This window comes from Cupriavidus sp. FW305-26, from assembly GCF_058787975.1.
In genome coordinates this window covers 124,117-139,337 of record NZ_JBYTAH010000002.1, presented here as the reverse complement: position 1 = coordinate 139,337, position 15,221 = coordinate 124,117, and the positions used below count along the sequence as shown (strand labels likewise).

General features: G+C 66.4%; 18 protein-coding genes. 8 read left to right on the top strand and 10 right to left on the bottom strand.

Annotated features, from left to right (window positions below):
- Positions 1-49: 49 nt before the first annotated feature.
- Positions 50-853, top strand: a complete 804-nt coding sequence (locus tag AC3WQZ_RS02265; RefSeq protein ID WP_010810266.1) for an SDR family NAD(P)-dependent oxidoreductase — start codon at positions 50-52, stop codon at positions 851-853.
- Between the two features lie 303 nt (positions 854-1,156).
- The gene (locus AC3WQZ_RS02260; protein ID WP_439671965.1) at positions 1,157-1,468 is read left to right on the top strand and encodes a hydroxyquinol 1,2-dioxygenase; all 312 of its coding nucleotides are present in this window, start codon (positions 1,157-1,159) and stop codon (positions 1,466-1,468) included.
- A gap of 21 nt (positions 1,469-1,489) precedes the next feature.
- Here AC3WQZ_RS02260 and AC3WQZ_RS02255 read toward each other — a convergent pair whose 3' ends face one another.
- From AC3WQZ_RS02255 to AC3WQZ_RS02220, 8 genes are all read right to left on the bottom strand, one after another.
- Entirely contained in the window at positions 1,490-2,524 is a 1,035-nt protein-coding gene (locus AC3WQZ_RS02255; RefSeq protein ID WP_010810268.1) for a LacI family DNA-binding transcriptional regulator, read from the bottom strand.
- Positions 2,525-2,616: 92 nt separating this feature from the next.
- Positions 2,617-3,600, bottom strand: a complete 984-nt coding sequence (locus AC3WQZ_RS02250; protein WP_010810269.1) for a tripartite tricarboxylate transporter substrate binding protein — start codon at positions 3,598-3,600, stop codon at positions 2,617-2,619.
- An 87-nt stretch (positions 3,601-3,687) separates the two neighbouring features.
- Positions 3,688-4,791 (bottom strand): porin, encoded by a 1,104-nt coding sequence (locus AC3WQZ_RS02245; protein ID WP_010810270.1) that lies wholly within the window; start codon positions 4,789-4,791, stop codon positions 3,688-3,690.
- Positions 4,792-4,876: 85 nt separating this feature from the next.
- Positions 4,877-5,218 carry a cupin domain-containing protein gene (locus AC3WQZ_RS02240; protein WP_010810271.1) on the bottom strand — a complete coding sequence of 114 codons (342 nt, stop codon included), beginning with the start codon at positions 5,216-5,218 and terminating at the stop codon, positions 4,877-4,879.
- Positions 5,215-6,192 (bottom strand): quinone oxidoreductase family protein, encoded by a 978-nt coding sequence (locus AC3WQZ_RS02235; RefSeq protein WP_011617479.1) that lies wholly within the window; start codon positions 6,190-6,192, stop codon positions 5,215-5,217. The genes AC3WQZ_RS02240 and AC3WQZ_RS02235 overlap by 4 nt, the downstream gene beginning before the upstream one ends.
- A 41-nt stretch (positions 6,193-6,233) precedes the next feature.
- Positions 6,234-7,118: a beta-keto acid cleavage family enzyme gene (locus tag AC3WQZ_RS02230; protein WP_010810273.1), complete on the bottom strand. Its 885-nt coding sequence runs from the start codon at positions 7,116-7,118 to the stop codon at positions 6,234-6,236.
- A 51-nt stretch (positions 7,119-7,169) separates the two neighbouring features.
- Positions 7,170-7,919, bottom strand: coding sequence for an SDR family NAD(P)-dependent oxidoreductase (locus tag AC3WQZ_RS02225; protein WP_439671967.1), 750 nt, complete (start codon positions 7,917-7,919; stop codon positions 7,170-7,172).
- Positions 7,920-7,961: 42 nt separating this feature from the next.
- Positions 7,962-8,897, bottom strand: a complete 936-nt coding sequence (locus tag AC3WQZ_RS02220) for a dioxygenase family protein (RefSeq protein ID WP_492299969.1) — start codon at positions 8,895-8,897, stop codon at positions 7,962-7,964.
- A 414-nt stretch (positions 8,898-9,311) separates the two neighbouring features.
- On the opposite strand from AC3WQZ_RS02220, the gene AC3WQZ_RS02215 reads away from it, so the two are divergent.
- From AC3WQZ_RS02215 to AC3WQZ_RS02205, 3 genes are read left to right on the top strand one after another with little or no spacing between them, the layout of a single operon-like run.
- Positions 9,312-9,623, top strand: coding sequence for a hydroxyquinol 1,2-dioxygenase (locus AC3WQZ_RS02215; RefSeq protein ID WP_492299967.1), 312 nt, complete (start codon positions 9,312-9,314; stop codon positions 9,621-9,623).
- A 33-nt stretch (positions 9,624-9,656) separates the two neighbouring features.
- Complete coding sequence (locus AC3WQZ_RS02210; RefSeq protein WP_439671695.1) at positions 9,657-10,076, top strand: organic hydroperoxide resistance protein; 420 nt, start codon at positions 9,657-9,659, stop codon at positions 10,074-10,076.
- Between the two features lie 59 nt (positions 10,077-10,135).
- On the top strand, positions 10,136-10,651 hold the full coding sequence (locus tag AC3WQZ_RS02205; RefSeq protein ID WP_439669226.1) for a DUF1097 domain-containing protein: 516 nt from the start codon (positions 10,136-10,138) through the stop codon (positions 10,649-10,651).
- A gap of 78 nt (positions 10,652-10,729) precedes the next feature.
- Here AC3WQZ_RS02205 and AC3WQZ_RS02200 read toward each other — a convergent pair whose 3' ends face one another.
- Both AC3WQZ_RS02200 and AC3WQZ_RS02195 read right to left on the bottom strand, forming a co-directional pair.
- A complete protein-coding gene (locus AC3WQZ_RS02200; RefSeq protein WP_255266277.1) occupies positions 10,730-11,098 on the bottom strand; it encodes an AraC family transcriptional regulator in 369 nt (122 codons plus the stop codon).
- 138 nt (positions 11,099-11,236) lie between these two features.
- Entirely contained in the window at positions 11,237-12,133 is an 897-nt protein-coding gene (locus tag AC3WQZ_RS02195) for an AraC family transcriptional regulator (RefSeq protein WP_010810280.1), read from the bottom strand.
- 98 nt (positions 12,134-12,231) lie between these two features.
- Here AC3WQZ_RS02195 and AC3WQZ_RS02190 point away from each other — a divergent pair, with 98 nt between their 5' ends.
- From AC3WQZ_RS02190 to AC3WQZ_RS02180, 3 genes are all read left to right on the top strand, one after another.
- Positions 12,232-12,975, top strand: coding sequence for an SDR family oxidoreductase (locus tag AC3WQZ_RS02190; protein WP_010810281.1), 744 nt, complete (start codon positions 12,232-12,234; stop codon positions 12,973-12,975).
- A 129-nt stretch (positions 12,976-13,104) separates the two neighbouring features.
- A complete protein-coding gene (locus AC3WQZ_RS02185; RefSeq protein ID WP_011617484.1) occupies positions 13,105-14,160 on the top strand; it encodes a LacI family DNA-binding transcriptional regulator in 1,056 nt (351 codons plus the stop codon).
- 245 nt (positions 14,161-14,405) lie between these two features.
- Positions 14,406-15,209 carry a transporter substrate-binding domain-containing protein gene (locus AC3WQZ_RS02180; protein ID WP_010810283.1) on the top strand — a complete coding sequence of 268 codons (804 nt, stop codon included), beginning with the start codon at positions 14,406-14,408 and terminating at the stop codon, positions 15,207-15,209.
- Positions 15,210-15,221 lie beyond the last annotated feature (12 nt).

The following is a 15,221-nucleotide window of genomic DNA, read 5'->3' as shown; positions in this document are numbered from 1 at the left end:
CGCCGACCGCCACCAACATCCCCGCCCTCACTGAATCTGGAGCTTTGACATGACCACGCACAACCATTCCGGCACCGCCCTCATCACCGGTGCTTCTTCCGGCATCGGCGCCATCTATGCGGAGCGCCTGGCGCGCAGGGGCCACGACCTGATCCTGGTGGCGCGTAACCGCGCGCGGCTGGAAGCACTGGCCCGCCGGATTACCGACGATACCGGCCGCTCGGTCGAGATCGTGACCGCGGACCTTGGCCAGGCAGCCGATGTACGACGCATCGAAGAGATCCTGCGCACGGATGCAAGCATCACCACGCTGGTCAACAACGCCGGCTTCGGCGGCGCTGCACCGCTGCTGCAATCGGATGTCGACACCATGCAGGCAATGATCGAGCTCAACGTCACGGCGCTGACCCGGCTCACCTACGCCGCCGCCCCGGCGTTCGTTGCGCGCGGCGAGGGCACCATCATCAATATCGCCTCGATCGTGGCGGTCGCGCCCGAGGTCCTGAACGGTGTCTACGGCGCCACCAAGGCGTTTGTGCTGGCCTTTACCCAGTCGCTGCAACATGAGCTTGCGGGCAAGGGCGTGCGCATCCAGGCGGTCCTGCCGGGGGCCACCCGCACCGAGTTCTGGGACACCGCCGGCCAGCCGGTCGAGAACCTGCCGCAATCGATAGTCATGAGCGGCGACGACCTGGTCGACGCGGCCCTGGCAGGGCTGGACCAGGGCGAGGTGATTACCGTGCCGTCGTTGCCCGACGTGGCCGACTGGAACACGTTCGAGGCGGCACGCGCCGCGCTCGGCCCCAATCTTTCGCGTGACCAGCCCGCTACCCGGTACGGCGTTGCCCGGTAACTGACGGCTCGCGGACGCGCGCGGCCTTTACACCACCTTCCCCGGGGCGCGCGGTATCCGGCAAGCGCTCCGGCCGCCGCGCGCCTCCTCCCTGCCACCTACGCCAGCAGGCGCCTCCCATGGTCCTTTTGTACCGCTATGTATCAAGCACAGGGGACGATACGTGCCCTGACAGAAACAGGGTCTCCACGCTATAGCGCAGATACACCGGTTTCCTTTAATGCATCTCGTGGACCGACGGCATGCGTCGACAAGACGATCCCCCGGCCGCGCAGTTCAACCCAGACCTCAAGGAAACCGACCATGATTACCGATCTCACCAAGCGCATTGTTCTCGCCCTCGCCCTGGCAGCTGCCGCCGCCGGCGCCCAGGCCGCCGGTCCCGGTGCGCGCGATCCGTTCAGCGAAGGCGCACGTTCCGTGCAGGACGCACGCAACGCATTCACCGACGGCGCCCGCGCCGTGCAGGACGCACGCGACCCGTACACCGAGGGCGCGCGCAATGTCGACCCGTACGACAAGGGTGCACGCATCCTGGCCGGCTGGGACCGCACGGGTCCGTCCGCTGATCCGGCGCGCAGCTTCGATCCCTACCAGGACGGCGCCCACGCCTGATAGCAGGGCATTGACCCTCGGCTATTCCGCTGCGCGCGGCGCAGCAGTGGAACCCCGCACGATCAGCTGCGGCGTCAGTTGCACGGTGACGGCATCGGAGGCTGGCTTGTCGATCTTCCTGAGCAGGAGGCGGGCAGCCTCCTCGCCCATTTCGTGGACGGCAATGCGCACGGTGGTCAGCGGCGGCGTCAGGGCGTCGGCGAAAGGCATGTCGTTGTGGCCCACCACCGAGACATCCTCGGGGCAACGCATGCCGTGCTCGCGCAGGTAGTCGTAGCAGCCCATCGCCACCAGGTCATTGCCGGCGGCGATAGCGGTCACCTGCGGAAATGCCGCGAAGAGCTGCTCGCATGCGAGCCGGCCGGCCTCGCGCGAATAGCTGGCGGCCTCCATGACTTGCCATTCCCCGCGGCGCAGGCGGTGGCGCTTGACCGCCTGAAGAAAGCCCTCGCGACGCAGGAAGCCGGTCGACAGCGTGGCTGGCCCGGCAATATGCCCGATGCGGCGGTGGCCCAGGCCGACCAGGTGGTCGACCGTCTGCCGCATGGCCAGCAGGTTGTCGCTCACCACGCAGGACACCCGGCCCGTGTCATCGCCCCGGTTGACCGTGACCACGGGGATATGCTGCTTAAGGCAGTAGGCGAGGATCGGATCGTCCCGTTCCGCGGTGGCAAGCACCAGTCCTTCGACTTGCCGGCCGATCATCTGGTCGATGACAAAGCGCTGCCGGCTCTTGTCGGTACCGGCATTGACCACGATCGGCACGTAGCCCTGCTGCGCCAGCACGGATTCGATCCCGGCCAGGATGGGCGGAAACACCGGGTTGGAAATATCGGGCAGCACCACGCCCACCAGTCCGGAACGCTGGGTGCGCAGCCCCGCCGCGATGCGGTTGGGGCGAAAGCCGCGCGCCTCGGCAACCTCCAGGATGCGGGCCGCCACGTCCTCAGCCACCAGGTGCCGCGTGGCCGGGTTCATCACTCGCGAGATGGTCGAGTAATGCACGTCGATCTCGGCAGCCAGGTCTTTCAGGGTGAGGCGCTTGCGCTCAGGCATGACGGCAGTTGGCGGGGCGGCAGCCCGGGGAGGGTTGGAAACCACCATTCTAAGCCAGCCCCGCGCTGTCGCCGCACGCCTGCCGGGTGCCGCTACTGCCCCGCTTTCACGCCGGATTGCCTGACCACCGGCGCCAGCTTGCCGATCTCCGCCTGGATATAGGCAGCGAACTCCTGCGGCGACGAGCGCTTTGGCTCCGCGCCCTGGGCGGCCAGGCGCTCGCGCACATCCGGCGCGGCCAAGGCCTTGCCGATCTCGGCATTGAGCGCATCGACGATTTCCTTCGGGGTGCCGGCGGGCGCCAGCACGCCGAACCAGGAGTCGAACGCGTAGCCGGGGAAGCCGGACTCCGCCACCGTGGGAATCTCCGGCAGCGCGCTGGCGCGCCTGGCCGTGGTGACCGCCAGCGCCCGCAGCTTGCCCTGCCTGACGAACGGCATGGCCGATACGCTGGGCGCAAACATCATGTCGCCCCGGCCAGCCATGACGTCGGTCAGCGCTTCGCCCGTGCCCTTGTACGGGATATGGACGATGTCAATGCCGGCCTGCATCTTGAACATCTCGCCGCTCAGGTGGGTGGAGCTGCCCGAACCCGCCGAGTCGAAATTCAGCCCGCCCGGCGTCGCCTTCGCGGCGTTGACGACGTCCCGCACCGACTTGTACTTGCTGGCGGCATTGACCACCAGCACATTGGGGACCGTGGCCACCAGCGAGACCGGCGCGAAGTCCTTCACCGTGTCATACGAGAGCTTGGGATACAGCGTGGCGTTGATGGCGTGCCCGACCGAAACCAGGATCAGCGTGTAGCCATCCGGCGCCGCCTTGGCCACGCCGGTGGCACCCAGGGTGCCGCCGGCGCCGGGGCGGTTGTCCACGATCACCTGGTAAGTGCCGCCCTCGCCCATCTTGCTGCCGATGATGCGCGCCAGGATGTCGGTGGCGCTGCCGGCCGAGAACGGCACCACCAGCCGGATCGGCTTGCTGGGATATTGCGGTTGCGCGTGGGCGGCGGGTGCGGCCGCCAGCATGAGCGATGACGCCAGCGCCAGCACGGTGCCTTGGATGGATCGAATCATTCTGTGTCTCCTCACTCCAGAAGCGAGCGCGAACACCGCGCGTCGCCGATGAATGCGGCATGCCCATGCCGGGCGTGCCGCCCTGCTTCAGAAGAAGTGCCGCATGCCGAGCGCGACCGTCTGCGGGTCTGAACCCGCGCTCACGCCCAGTTCATTGATGGCAAAGTCGTAGATCGCATTGCGCTTGTTGTTGATGCGGCTGTAGTACGCATACAGCGCGGTGCGCTTGGACAGCGGATAGTCGTAGCCGACCGTGACCTGCGTGGCACCCGTTTCCGCGCCACTGCGGAAGAAGCCCACGGTCTCGGTCGCATTGCCCGCGCCATTGCTGGCAAGGCCAAAACCGACGCGCACGCTGCCCGGCCCGAGCTTCTGCACCAGCGACGCGTAGTACCCGTTGCGGGTCAGGTCGCCGGTCGCGGTGCGGTAGTGGAGCCGTTCATAGAGCAGCGCCACGGTGGTGGTGGGGAACTTGTACGAGACGCCCGCCTTCATCGCATCATCGTTGCGGCCGGCGGTCTGGTAGTGCTGGTGGACTTCATAGGCCAGCACCACGTTGAGCGGGCCGTTGTCGTAGGCCGCCGAGAACGAATACAACCCGGGATTGCGCGGTACGGTGGTCTTCTCCTCATTCACGCCCCACGCCGCGGCGCCGCTGAAGCCGGCGAACGACGGCGACTTGTAGACGATGATGTTCTTCTGCCGGCGGTCGAACGAGCTGGTGTCCTGGACGTTGTCGGAGCTGGACGTGGAGCCGTTGCCGATCAGCGCCATATAGCCGGCGGTGGTCGGATAGTACGGATCGTAGGCCGTTGTCGATTCGGTGTATGGGGTCTGCCAATGCCCCAGGAACAGCGTGCCGGCATCGCCCTGCAGCCCCACCCGCGTATTGCGCCCGGCCACCTGGCCTTGGCCGGTATCGAGCGAGAAATTGCTTTCGATCTGCCAGATGGCTTTCAGGCTGCCGCCCAGGCCTTCTTCGCCGCGCATGCCGAAGACTGAGCGGTTGTTGGTCAGGCGCCCCACGCCGCCAAGGCGGGTGCCGTCGGTCGCGGTGTTGGCATAGGAATACTCCAGTGCCGTATTGATGCGCCCGTACAGCGTCACGGCCGACTGCGCGCTGGCCTCGCCGCCACAGGCTGCGGCCATGGCCAGCATGAGCAGATGGCTGGGCTTTCTGATGGACTTCATTTGTCTCCCCTGATTTGTCGTGGTTGTTGTGGGCGGGCCGTCTGCCCCGCTCTTTTGCAATCGTTTGCAGTCCGGCCCAAAAACATCAGCTCTTGGGATACGGCATCGCCAGCAACAGCATCGCCGGCCGATTGCCCGGGTTGAACACCTGCCGCGCCTCACCCGGCGCCACGCGCACGGAATCGAACTGGGCCAGCGTCACGCGCTCGTCGGGCGTGGCGATGCAGACTTCGCCTTCCAGCACGACGTAGTGCTTTTCCACGGGCGCGGCATCCATCGACGTATGGCCGCCCGGCAACAGCACCGAGACCCCCATCCACAAGGCTTCGGACGGTCCCGCTTCATGCCCTTGCAGGCGCAGGCAGTGCATGCCTTCATGATTGGCCGGAAAGTAGGCCGGCGCCTGCGCGAACCGGGTCGTGTTCACGGCTTCAGCACCACGCGTTCGGTCGCGCCTTGCAGGACCGCCCGGTAGGCCTCCTTGGCGTCGGAGAGCGAATAGGTGTAGTCGGAGAAGACCGGGAACGGCCGCAGCGCACCCGAGGCGAACATCGGTGCGAGCTGGTCAAGGATGCCCGCGCAGGCGTTGCTGTCCAGCGCAAGGGTGTCGACGCCCACATAGGTGTGCTGGCCACGATAGAAGGCGAAGATGTCGAACGGCACCGGCTTCTCGATGGTCGAGATGAAGATCTGCGCCGCGCCGATCGCCATGGCCTGGTTGGCCTGTTCGAAGTAGGGGCTTCCCACCGTGTTGTAGACGATGTCCGCACCGTGTCCGTCGGTCTCTTCGCGCACCACCGCGGCAATGGATTCGCTGCTGGCATCGATCATGCGCACGTCGCCGCTGGCATGGCCGCGATAGGCTTCCGCGGTGCGCTCCACCGCAAAAACACGCGCGCCGAGCGCGGTGGCGATCTGGATCGTAGCCTGCCCCACCTTGCCATTGCCGCCACACACCAGCACGGTGCTGCCAGCCTGCGGCATGCCCGCGCGGCGCAGCCCTTCATAGGCGGTAATGAACGGCACCCCCACGGCGCCGGCTTCCAGCAGCGACACCGACGCCGGTTTGGCGCGCACGGCGCTGGCCTGGATGCGCAGATACTTGCCATGCGTGCCGTCGCGGCGGATGCCGAGCTCGCCGCCGCTGCCCCAGACCGGCTGGCCCAGCAGCTCGGAGGGTCCGTCGACCACCAGGCCTGCGTAGTCGCGGCCTGGCGTGCGCGGCCAGACCGCATGCGGCATCAGGCCGAGCGTTGCCTTCACGTCGCTCGGATTGACCCCGGCACTGGCCACTTCGATGATGACCTGACCCTGCGCCGCTTCCGGGCGCGGCACGCCGAGCAGCTCCAGCTGCAGGGCGTCGATATTGGCGGCTTTCTCGCTGACTCGAATGGTGTTCATGGTGCTTCCTTCCTGAAATGTTTGGTTCGGTATGGCCGGGATCAGGCCTCGCGCAGGCCAAGCGTGCGCCGGGCCTCGGCCGACGACGCAATCTCGCCGCCGAGCGACCTGACGATGTCGCGCGCCTTGGCGACCAGCGCCGCGTTGCTTGGCGCCAGCACGCCCTTCTCCAGATAGATGTTGTCTTCCATGCCGACACGCACGTGTCCGCCTGCAAGCCATGCCTGGGCCACGATCGGGAACTCCGCGCGGCCGATGCCGAAGGCCGACCAGTGGGCGCCGGCGGGCAGCATGTTGCGCGCGTAGAAAATGGTTTCCGGGGTGGCCGCAAAGCCGTACTTCACGCCCAGCACCAGGGTCCACAGGCCGGGGCCGTCCAGCACGCCTTCACGGATGAAGTCGAGCGCCATATTGAGGTCGCCGGAATCGAAGATCTCCAGCTCGGGCATGACACCGGCCGCGCGGATCACGCCGGCCATCTTGCGCACGTTGGTGGGCGTGTTGATGACCACGTCGCCGCCGGAGTTCATGGTGTTCAGGTCGAGCGAGCAGACGTCCGGGCGCAGCGCCGCGATGTGTTCGACGCGCTTGGCGGGATGCAGCAGCGTGGTGCCCGGCGCGGCCACGCGCGGCTCGTCCTCGCTCGGCACGAAGCGGCCACCGGGCCCGGTGGTGAGGTTGATAATCAGCGAGCGGTTGCGTTTGCGGATGCGGTCGATGACATCGGCGTAGTAGTCGAGCGACATCGACGGGCGCCCCGTTTCGGGGTCGCGCACGTGGATGTGGGCGGCGGCTGCGCCGGCCTCGGCGGCTTCCAGCGCGGCGTCGGCAATCTGGGCCGGCGTGACCGGCAAGCCGGGGTGCTGCTCCGGGGTGACGATATTACCGGTCACCGCGCAGGTGATGATGGTCTTGCGTGCGTGCATGAGCGAAGGTCAGTGATGGAAATTCGGTTGGGTAAACAAGCGGGGCCCGGCCTATCCAAGCTGGCGGCCGCCGTCCACGACGATGGTGGTGCCGGTGGCAAAGCGCAGCGACGTCGCGCAGGCCGCGATGGCATCGGCCACGTCCTGTGCCTGGCCGACGCGCTTGAGCGGCGTCGACTTGGCGGCGCGCTCGTTGAAGCCGCTGTCGCGTCCCGGCACGAAGGCGGTATCGACCACGCCCGGTGATACGTTCAGCACGCGGATATGCGGCGCCAGCGCGCGCCCGAGCGACATCGCCATGACATCGAGCCCGGCCTTGGCAGCGCAGTACGCAACGTTGCTGCCCTGCCCCGTACGGCCGGCAATGGACCCGACATTGACCACCAGCCCGTCGCCATTGGCGCGCAGGTGCGGCGCGAACGCACGGATCGCAGCAAACTGCCCGCGCCAGTTGATGGCAAACAGTTCATCGATCAGCGCATCGTCCAGGGCGTCCAGGTCGGCGTGCGGGATCGCCCGCGTAAAGCCTGCGGTGTTCACCAGGATATCGACGCGGCCGTAGTGATGGCTGACCTCGTCGGCCAGCGCGCGCAGCGAGGCGCTGTCGGCAACCTCGGCCACAGCGGCAAGATGGTTGCCGGCCGGCAAGGCCGCCGCGGCACTGGCCGCCTCGTCGGCGTCGCGCCCGGTCAGCACGACGCTTGCGCCAAGGCGCGCCAGCGTTTCACCGGCGGCAAAGCCGATCGCGCCGGTGCCGCCGAGGATCACGGCCACCTTGCCGGAAAGAAAAGTAGCACTCATGGTTTCAATGTGGGAATGGGTCAGGGGAAGCCGATCCGGCGATCAGTCGATCGGCGGCTTCGGGAAGGTCTGCTCGCCGGGCTCGAGCGTGAAATCGAACGCCAGTGTGTAGAACGGCGCCGGCACATCGCCCCACGGGCTGGGGCCTTGGTGGTGCAGCCGGAGATCGCCAACCAGCTGCCGATGCACGCCGAACGTGACATCGGATTCCAGCTTGTCCGGCGCGTCGGCAAACACCTGGGTGACGAGCGTCCGGTAACCCGGCGCCGCGACGATGAAATGGATATGCGCCGGCCGGTACGGATGGCGCTGCTGCTCGGCCAGTAGCGTGCCTACCGGGCCGTGGGTCGGCACGGGATAGCCGGCAGGCCGTACCGTGCGAAAGTGGTAGCCGCCGCTTTCATCGGTATGGAAGCAGCCGCGCAGGTTGCGGTCGGGCTGGGTCGGATCCTGGTTGTCATACAGTCCCACCGGCGACGCCTGCCAGATCTCGACCAGGGCGCCTGGCAGCGGCGTGCCATCGGTCGCCCGCACGGTGCCGCTGACCAGCAGCGGCAAGCCAGGCGCGTCGTCCTGCACCACGCAGTCACCGCAGTCATAGCGCGGCGCGTTGGCGCGATAGAACGGGCCCAGCAGCGCGCCGGGCGTGCGCCCGTCCCTGGTGCTGTTATTCATGACGGTCACCAGCGTCGACAGCCCCAGCACGTCGGCAGCCAGCACAACCTCGTTGTGTTTGGCATTGGTCGCATGGCCCAGCCTGGCGATATACCCCAGGGCAAGCTCGAATTCCTCGTCGGACAGCCGCACCTCGGACAGGAACCCGTGAAGGTGCCGCACCAGGGAATCCATGATGAAGCGCAGGCGGGGATTGGCGGTATTGGCCATGGCCGCCTGGACCACGCCTGTCACCGAGTGTTCGTCCTCGATCAGCGCCAGACGCTCGCCTTGTGGCGCCTGCCGCTCGCTGGAAGTTTCCATGTTTTGCCTCCTTTGCAAACGTTTGCATTATCGGCGGTTTCGACGGATGGTCAAGGTCGAAGTTGGTCACCGCCACGACTAGCAACGGCTGCCGTTCAACCAGAATCACAATCAAAACAAGGGCGTACGGAGGATTTTCGGGAGAAACCCTAGGTGCATGCAGAGGCGCAGAATGTGGCGCATACGCCTGCCCCAGTCCATTGCCGATGCGGCTCCCCAACCCGTTCGCGCATGGATTTGTACCCGTCTGTATCACGCTGCCGCTGCGATACCTGTTCCGACAGAGACCCCCCTCACGCGCTACGGGCCTGATACATCGATCGCCTTAAATGCATTCCGTGGCCCGGCGGCGAACCTCAACAAAGCCAGTCCCTGCCGCGCAATACCGAACCCAATCCTTTAAGGAAGACGATCATGACTACCCACAACATCGCCAAGCGCTTTGTCTTCGCCATCGCCCTGGTTGCCGCCGCTGCCGGTGCGCAGGTCGCCGCACTGTCCCAGCCGGGCGCGCGAGACCCCTTCACCGACGGTGCCCGCTCCGTGCAAGAGGCACGCAGCCCGTACAGCGACGGCGCGCGTGCCGTCGACCCGTTCACGGACGGTGCGCGCAACGTCGATCCGTACTACGACGGCGCACGCACCCTGTCCGGCCTGGACCGCACCGGCGTTTCAGCGGACCCGGCGCGCAGTGTCGACCCCTATCTTGACGGCGCCTACGCCTGAACCCCGACTTTCTGAATAAACAAGGAGCGCATCATGACCCGTATCGAAAAAGTGCTGTACACCGGCAAAGTCCACATCACCGCAGGCGGACGCGACGGCGAAGCCCATAGCGATGACGGCCGGCTGAACCTTCAACTGTCCTCGCCGGGCACCAAAGGCCCGGGCACGAACCCGGAGCAATTGCTCGCCACGGGATGGTCGGCGTGCTTTATCGGCGCGATCGGGCTGGCCGCCGGCAAGATGAACGTGAAGCTGCCGGCCGAGCTTTCGGTCGACGCCGAGGTTGACCTGGGCATGGCTGGCGAGGCCTATTTGCTGCAGGCCCGGCTCAATGTCCACATCCCCGGCATCGACCGTGAAGTGGCCCAGGCACTGGTGGATACCGCGCACCGGACCTGCCCATACTCGAAGGCCCTGCACGGCAACATCCACGTCGAGACCAACCTGGTCTGACACACACCGTGACCTGCCTGAGGCCAACCGGGCAGGTCATCTTCCGGAAGGAGGCTCCCATGCCGAAGATTGGCATTTCGGTACAGGCTGCGGCACTGAATATCCCGCCAGGCACGTTCCATGGCATTACCCTGATCGGGGCCGTGGTGGCTGCCGTTACGACTTTCCTGACGCTCACCGCAGGGCTACCCGCCTGGGCCATGTTCCTTGGCTGGGTCGCATTCAACACAGGCTCGCAGACGGCGCGCGAAGGCGCAGCGAACCTTGCGGCATTCCTGCTCGGCATCGTCTTCGGTGCTGCGACCGGACTGCTGATTGGATGGCTGACGCCGCGCTTCGGTGACCTGGCTACACCGCTCGCGGTGTTCGGCGACGTGGTACTCGTGCTCAGCCTGCGCGCGCTGCCACGGATCAACAATCCGCTTGCCTATTTCCTTGGCCTGATCAGTTTCTTTGCTGCGAGCCAGCCACCGTCGCTGATGTTGTTAGGGGCGCTGGCCGCTGCCGGTGTGCTCGGCGCGATCGGCGCCGGTATCAGCAACGTGCTGCAGGCGCGACTGGCGCGCGCAGTTTGAGCCGGCTTGTCTGCGCCGAGCAGGCAACGCTCAGCCGAGCCGGCGCGGGATCGCCTATCGCTTTCACGCGCGCGCCCCTCAGACCACGTTGATCGTGACGTCGATGTTGCCCCGCGTGGCCTTGGAATACGGGCAGGTCTGATGCGCCTCGTGCGCCAGGGCCTCCGCGGTCTCGCGCTCCACGCCTGGGACGTGCACGTTGAGGCGCGCCTGCAGGCAATACGCATCGCCCGCCATGCCGAGGTCGACTTCGGCGTCGATGGCCACGTTCTCTGGCAGTGCAATCTTTATCTTCCTGGCTGCCAGGATGCGCGCCGTTTCAACGCGCAGCTGCTCGACTGCACGTGCGGGTGATTGACCGGTGTTCAGCCGGAACTCGCGGCCGAAGTGGCGTGGGCTCATATGCACGGAATCTGCGAGCCTTTCAACCGAGAGGTCTTCGTGCAGGTGGGTTCGCCGAAGATTCGCAGGAATGCCCGCCGCATGCGTTCGGGTCGGTGAAGCCCGTCAGGCTGGCGATGCGCTCGACGGTGAGTCGATCTGCGTCTATCAGGGTTTCTTCGCCCCTGCGTGGAACACGACGTTCTAGCGTTTGCGCGCGTAGAGACTCGGTGGTTGGCCGACGTGCCGGCTGAACGCGGTGCTGAAGGTAGTTGCCGAGCCGTAGCCGACCCGTTCAGCCACTTCGGCGATCCCGATGTCATGGCGACGGAGCAGGTCCTTCGCCACGGCCATGCGCCAGGCGATCAGGTATTCCATCGGTGGCATTCCCACGGCGCGCGTGAAGCGCTCAAAAAAGGTCGAGCGCGACAGCGCTGCCTTCCTGGCGAGTTGGGCCACCGTCCACGAGCGCGCGGGATCGGCGTGCATCTGCCGCATCGCTGACGCGAGTCGCGTATCGGTCAGGCCACGCAGCAGCCCCGGGGGCGCGTCCTCCCCCGAAGTTGAGCGCAGCGCTTCGATCAGCAGCACCTCCACCAGGCGCGTGAGCACGAGCTCGCGCCCCGACCTCCGTTCACCCGATTCCTCGCTGACGAGCCGCACGATTGCCGAAAGCCGCTCGGCGCCGCGCACATGCACCAGCGCCGGCAGCAGCGACACCAGCAACGCAGCATTGGACGAGTCAAAGACGAAGTAGCCGCCGAGCAGTCGCACATCGGGGCGTCCACCGCGCCTGCCGTGACGAACTTCGCCCATCGGCGCGGGCGTGACTTTGGGGTCGATGCGCTCGGGCGCCACCGGCTCAAAGCCCGACAAGGTGAAGCCCGGCGTTGCCGGCAGGAGCACGAAGTCGCCCGCCTCAAGCGTGAGGGCATGCTGGCCGTCGACGGCGAGACGACAACTGCCCTCGAGCACGGCGCAGAAGCTTGGCTGGCCGAAGTCAGCGTAGCGAACACCCCAGCGGCCGGCGCCGCTGATGGACTTCGAGAACACGGCACGCGGCTGAAGCAGCGAGATGACTTCTGACAGGGGATCGCTCATCGCCGGACGATTGCAAATGAAATCTGGACTTTTCATTGTAGGCAGTCCGTCGCATCCCCGCTATCGTTGCCGGCATCCAAACCACCACCGAAACCCTCATGAAAACCGTGCTGATTACCGGCTGCTCCTCTGGCTATGGCCTTGAAACCGCGCGCCACTTCCACGCGCAGGGCTGGAACGTCATCGCCACCATGCGAACGCCGAACGAAGAACTCTTGCCCCGATCCCACCGGATCCGCGTGCTGGCGCTCGACGTGACGAAGCCCGACAGCATCGCCGCCACGCTTGCAGCGAGCGGAGCCATCGACGTGCTCGTCAACAACGCGGGCATCGGCCTGTTTGGCGCCTTCGAGGCCACTCCGATGGCCACGACGCGCGAGGTGTTCGAGACCAACACGTTCGGCGTGATGGCGATGACCCAGGCAGTGCTGCCCCAGTTCCGTGCGCGCAGGTCGGGCGTGGTGGTGAACGTGACCTCGAGCACGACGCTGGCGCCGATGCCGATGGTAGCCGTCTACACCGCGAGCAAGATGGCCATCGAAGGCTTCACCGCATCGCTCGCGTTCGAGCTCGAAGCGTTCAACGTGAGCGTGAAGCTGGTCGAGCCAGGCTACGGACCGACCACGCGCTTTACCAGCAACGGGGGACCGCGCATGGAGGGCCTGATCCCCGAGGCATACGCGTCTTGCGCGCAGGGCATCTTTGCTTCCCTCTCGCAACCGGCAGCGGTGACGACCGAGGCCGAGGTGGCCGAAGCGGTTTGGCGTGCCGCCAACGACAGGTCCGGGCTGCTTCGGTTTCCGGCAGGTGCCGATGCGGTAGCGCTGGCTCATTCGGGATAACCGTCGAAGGGTCTGGCCCTTCGACGGTTCGCCGCACCAGGTATCGGAGCCCAATCGCCTCGGAGGCTGGCACATCCCCACAGGCCCGAGGCATAATCGTGAAACTGGTTTCACCGAGACCCGAACCCTATGCCGCGCCCTGTTATCCGACCTGTGTCCGACCAGAAACCTGCAGAGAAACTCACCATCCAGGACGTTGCCGACTATGCGGGCGTGTCCAAGGCAACCGTATCGCGCTACCTGAACCGGGGCGGCGAGCAGCTTTCCGCGGACGTGGAGGCGCGCGTCGCCGCGGCCATCCGCGCGCTCGGCTATAGCCCCAGCCCGATGGCGCAGGGGCTCAAGCGCGGCAAGTCGCGCCTGATCGGCCTGGTGGTCGCGGATGTCTCCAATTCGTTCTCGGTGGCCGTGCTGCGCGGCGTTGAGAAGGCCTGTCGCGACGCCGGCTACATGGTGATGCTGTTCAACCTCGGCAATGACGAGCAACTGGAGCGCGAAGCCATTCGCTCGCTGTCGGCTTACCGGGTCGAGGGCTTTATCCTGCACACGCTGGGCCACGATGCCGGCGCCCTGGCCGATGCGGCGCAGTTGGGCAAGCCAGTGGTCCTGGTCGACCGCAAGGTCGGCGATGCCGAAGTCGACCTGGTGGCCCTGGACAACCAGACCGCCGTCCAGGAAGCCGCCGGCCACCTGGTCGAAGCCGGCTACCGGCGCCTGCTGTTCATCAGCGAGCCGATCAAGGCCATCAGCTCGCGCAACGAGCGGGCGCGCGCGTTCCAGGCCTTTGTCGCCGAACACGTGGACACGGTTGGAGGGACCGTTTTTGAAGCCCAGCGGGGTGACGACGATGCCCTGGATGAAGCGCTGCGCGCGCTGCGCCGTGGCGCCGGACAGGCACCCGTTGCCGTGCTGGCGGCCAACGCCGTGATCTCGCTGCGCGTGGCCGCATCGGCCGCCAGACTAGGGTGGCAGCTTGGCGCCGACCTGGGCCTGATCGGCTTCGATGATCCGGAATGGGCTGCACTGGTCGGTCCTGGCCTCAGCGCCATTTCCCAGCCCACCGACGATATCGGGCGCGTTGCCACCAACTGCCTGATAGAGCGCCTGCAAGGCACGCAGCTGCCGCCGCGCCGGGTGCTGTTGCCCGGCACGCTGGTCACGCGCGGATCGACCCGCCGCGCCTGATCGCAGAGCCCTTCCCCACCGGCGCCCGCCGTGCCCGCCTGATCCACGCCTGCACCCGCTGCGCACGTCCAGCGGGTGCCTGACGTGCCTGTTTCCACATCCGCCAAACGCAGTTTTTGACCGTAAGGGTTTCCACTGCTGGATCTCTGAAACCGGTTTCCTATAATCCTGAAACCGGTTTCAAGACGGTGCTTGCCGAACGCTGCGACGCCAGCGACACATTCCATAAACGTGCAGGAGACATGATGAACGTCCAACGCTTGTTGCGCCGCGCAGCCGCGCCCGTGCTGACTCTGCTGGTCCTGACCAGCGCCGCTTTCACCGCCCAGGCGCAGACCGTCGCCGAGATCGTCAAGAAGGGCAGGGTCACCATCGGCGTGGTGACCGGCGCCCCGCCCTTCGGCACCACGGACGCCACCGGCAAGCCCGCCGGCTATGACGTCGACGTGGCCAACCTGCTCGGCAAGTACCTGGGCGTGCCGGTCGATATCGTTCCGCTCACCTCGCCCAGCCGGATTCCGGCGCTGGAGGCCGGCAAGGTCGATTTCCTGGTCGCCACGCTGGCGCCGACGCCCGAGCGGGCGCGGGCCATCATGTTCAGTGCACCCTACAGCGCGTTCGAGCTGACCATCTTCGCGCCCGTCGCTGCCAAGTACGCCAGGCTGACGGAACTCGGGAAGAAGAAGGTGGGCGTGACGCGCGGCACCACGCAGGACACCGCGCTGACCCGGCTGGCCGTGCCCGGCATGAACATCGTCCGCTTCGAGGACGATGCCACCTGCGCGCAGGCGCTGATCAGCAACCAGGTCGAAGCCATTGCCCTGCCCAATACCACCGGCAACGAGATCATGAAGGCGCGCGGTGCCGGCAAGTTCGACGCCAAGTTCGCGTTCTCGGTGCAGCCCAATTCAATGGCCGTGCGCCGCGACGCCTTCGAGCTGCGCCAGTGGCTCAACACCACCATCTCCTACGTCAAGCTGAATGGCGAACTCGACGCCATTGCGCAGAAGTGGACCGGCAAGGCGCTGCCTGCGCTGCAAGCGTTCTGAACCAGGCCGTCT

Excerpts from the sequence above, each read along its gene's own strand:
- AC3WQZ_RS02265 (WP_010810266.1), top strand. The coding sequence starts at position 50 with ATGACCACGCACAACCATTCCGGCACCGCCCTCATCACCGGTGCTTCT.
- AC3WQZ_RS02260 (WP_439671965.1), top strand. The coding sequence starts at position 1,157 with ATGATTACCGATCTCACCAAGCGCATTGTTCTCGCCCTCGCCCTGGCA.
- AC3WQZ_RS02255 (WP_010810268.1), bottom strand. The coding sequence starts at position 2,524 with ATGCCTGAGCGCAAGCGCCTCACCCTGAAAGACCTGGCTGCCGAGATC.
- AC3WQZ_RS02250 (WP_010810269.1), bottom strand. The coding sequence starts at position 3,600 with ATGATTCGATCCATCCAAGGCACCGTGCTGGCGCTGGCGTCATCGCTC.
- AC3WQZ_RS02245 (WP_010810270.1), bottom strand. The coding sequence starts at position 4,791 with ATGAAGTCCATCAGAAAGCCCAGCCATCTGCTCATGCTGGCCATGGCC.
- AC3WQZ_RS02235 (WP_011617479.1), bottom strand. The coding sequence starts at position 6,192 with ATGAACACCATTCGAGTCAGCGAGAAAGCCGCCAATATCGACGCCCTG.
- AC3WQZ_RS02230 (WP_010810273.1), bottom strand. The coding sequence starts at position 7,118 with ATGCACGCACGCAAGACCATCATCACCTGCGCGGTGACCGGTAATATC.
- AC3WQZ_RS02225 (WP_439671967.1), bottom strand. The coding sequence starts at position 7,919 with ATGAGTGCTACTTTTCTTTCCGGCAAGGTGGCCGTGATCCTCGGCGGC.
- AC3WQZ_RS02220 (WP_492299969.1), bottom strand. The coding sequence starts at position 8,897 with ATGGAAACTTCCAGCGAGCGGCAGGCGCCACAAGGCGAGCGTCTGGCG.
- AC3WQZ_RS02215 (WP_492299967.1), top strand. The coding sequence starts at position 9,312 with ATGACTACCCACAACATCGCCAAGCGCTTTGTCTTCGCCATCGCCCTG.
- AC3WQZ_RS02210 (WP_439671695.1), top strand. The coding sequence starts at position 9,657 with ATGACCCGTATCGAAAAAGTGCTGTACACCGGCAAAGTCCACATCACC.
- AC3WQZ_RS02205 (WP_439669226.1), top strand. The coding sequence starts at position 10,136 with ATGCCGAAGATTGGCATTTCGGTACAGGCTGCGGCACTGAATATCCCG.
- AC3WQZ_RS02195 (WP_010810280.1), bottom strand. The coding sequence starts at position 12,133 with ATGAGCGATCCCCTGTCAGAAGTCATCTCGCTGCTTCAGCCGCGTGCC.
- AC3WQZ_RS02190 (WP_010810281.1), top strand. The coding sequence starts at position 12,232 with ATGAAAACCGTGCTGATTACCGGCTGCTCCTCTGGCTATGGCCTTGAA.
- AC3WQZ_RS02185 (WP_011617484.1), top strand. The coding sequence starts at position 13,105 with ATGCCGCGCCCTGTTATCCGACCTGTGTCCGACCAGAAACCTGCAGAG.
- AC3WQZ_RS02180 (WP_010810283.1), top strand. The coding sequence starts at position 14,406 with ATGAACGTCCAACGCTTGTTGCGCCGCGCAGCCGCGCCCGTGCTGACT.